This window comes from Elusimicrobiota bacterium (assembly GCA_026388075.1).
GTDB lineage: Bacteria > Elusimicrobiota > Endomicrobiia > Endomicrobiales > JAPLKN01 > JAPLKN01.
Map to the genome: position 1 here is coordinate 1 of JAPLKN010000019.1, position 2,055 is coordinate 2,055.

The window sequence follows — 2,055 nt, forward strand, 5'->3', positions numbered from 1 at the left end:
TTTGGCCTGCTGGAAGAATTCATTCAAGATGAAAATATTTCGGAAATAATGGTAAACGGTATTTCTAAAGTTTACGTTGAAAAAAACGGCCTGATATTCCTTTCAGAAAAACATTTTAGTAACGAAGCCGAAATATATAAAATTATTGAACAAATACTAAAACCCCTTGGAAAAAAAATATCCGCAGATAATCCTTACATTGATGCCCGTCTTACTGACGGATCCCGGGTAAATATAATTATCCCTCCAGTTTCCCTAACAGGCCCAATGATTACAATCCGAAAATTCTCAAAAAATATATTGTCCGGAGAAAGCTTAATCTCAGCCAATAGCCTTAATAAAAACATGATTGAGTTTCTTAAAATCTGTGTTGAAAACAGGCAGAATATTGTTGTTTCCGGCGGAACCGGATCAGGAAAAACCACACTTTTAAATGTTCTTTCTTCTTTTATTCCTAAAAGTGAAAGAATAATTACTATTGAAGATACCGCCGAACTTCAAATGAAGCAGGAAAATGTAGGCAGATTAGAAGCTGCTGATGCGGGAATAGATGGGAAAGGGGATGTAACAATACGTAAATTGGTTATTAATGCTTTGCGAATGAGACCGGATAGAATTATTGTGGGCGAATGCAGGGGCGCCGAAGCTTTAGATATGCTTCAGGCAATGAATACAGGGCATAACGGTTCTTTAACAACAGTTCACTCTAATTCTCCGAGAGATTGTATTAAGAGAATTGAAACAATGGTTTTGATGAGTGGTTTTGATTTGCCTGTTCGCGTTATACGGGAGCAGATTGCTTCGGCGATCAATATAATTGTTCAAACATCCCGTGTAAAAGATGGTTCGCGGAAAGTAACGAGTATTGCAGAGATAACAGGCATGGAAGGGGATGTTATAACACTTGCGCCTATTTTTGAATTTAAAAATAATGGAATAAACAAACAAACAAATTTGATTGCGGGGGATTTTAAAACAACAGGAACTATCCCTGCTTTTCTGGAAAGTATCAAGGCTAGAGGGATTAGCATACCTATGGAGATATTCAGATAATGAATATTCTGCACCGAAAAATAATTCTTTTTATAAAAGATGAAAACGCACAGGCACTAATTGAATATGCTTTATTACTCTCTATTTTCGTCCTTGTTTCTTACGGTGGGATAAGCTTATTTATTTCTGCCTGGAAAAGTAAATTCAATAAATTGAAAAATTTGCGAACAGGATTCTTAGGTATCGGGCCCTGAAGTTTTTGAGCATTTTGTTGAGGGAGGAAGTAATGACCAAAAGAACCGTTATATTTTTTGTTTTCTTTTCCTTTTTATTTATGTCTTTCGGAGCAGATTCTTATGCCGCAAAAGACTGGAAAAAGGTATCGGATGTCAAACTTGTTACCTGGATAGAGGGACAAATAAAAGCAGCGAAAAACTATTTTGAAAAGGTTAAAAAAGAGGTAACGGTTAAATATGATGAATTGAAAAAGAAAGTGGATGCGGAACGCAAGAAGATTGACGATAAAATTTCAAAGATTAATGAACAAGTCAAAAACCTTCAGAAACAGATGCTGGAAAAATGGGGCGGCATTATGAAGGAGGTTGACGGATACAGGCAAAAAGCCGAAAACATAAAGAACCAGGCTGAGGAAAAACTGAACGAGCTTAATGCGAAAAAAGCAGAATTAGAGGCAAAGGTTCGTTCTGAAATAGAAGGCTTCAGACAAAAGATTATAGATGCTCAAAAGGTTGTGGAAGATGCCATAGAAGAATATCAGTCAAAAATAAAGGAGTTAGAGTCCGGAATAGAAGCGAAGGTTGGTGAAATTCAATCTCTAATTGATCAGGCAAGGACAAAACTAGATAAAATTGTACAGGAATACAATGCTAAAATAAACGATGCTAATGAAAGAATACAGCAAGTGATAAAACAATACCAGTCAAAAATCAATGAGGCACAGGCGAAGGCTAAGGATGTTGTTAACAGTTTCCAGAATAAAATAAATGAAGCGCAAAAAGCGGTTCAGGATACGGCTGACAAATATCAGTCAAAAATAGAAGA

Annotated in this window: 2 protein-coding genes; both read left to right on the top strand. The window is 36.2% G+C overall.

What is annotated here, in order from left to right; genetic code table 11:
* On the top strand, window positions 1–1,053 hold a 1,053-nt coding region (locus NT145_00720), incomplete at its 5' end, for a CpaF family protein (protein ID MCX5781220.1).
* Between the two features lie 226 nt (window positions 1,054–1,279).
* Window positions 1,280–2,055, top strand: a 776-nt coding sequence (locus NT145_00725; GenBank protein MCX5781221.1) for a hypothetical protein, incomplete at its 3' end; no start/stop codon positions are given.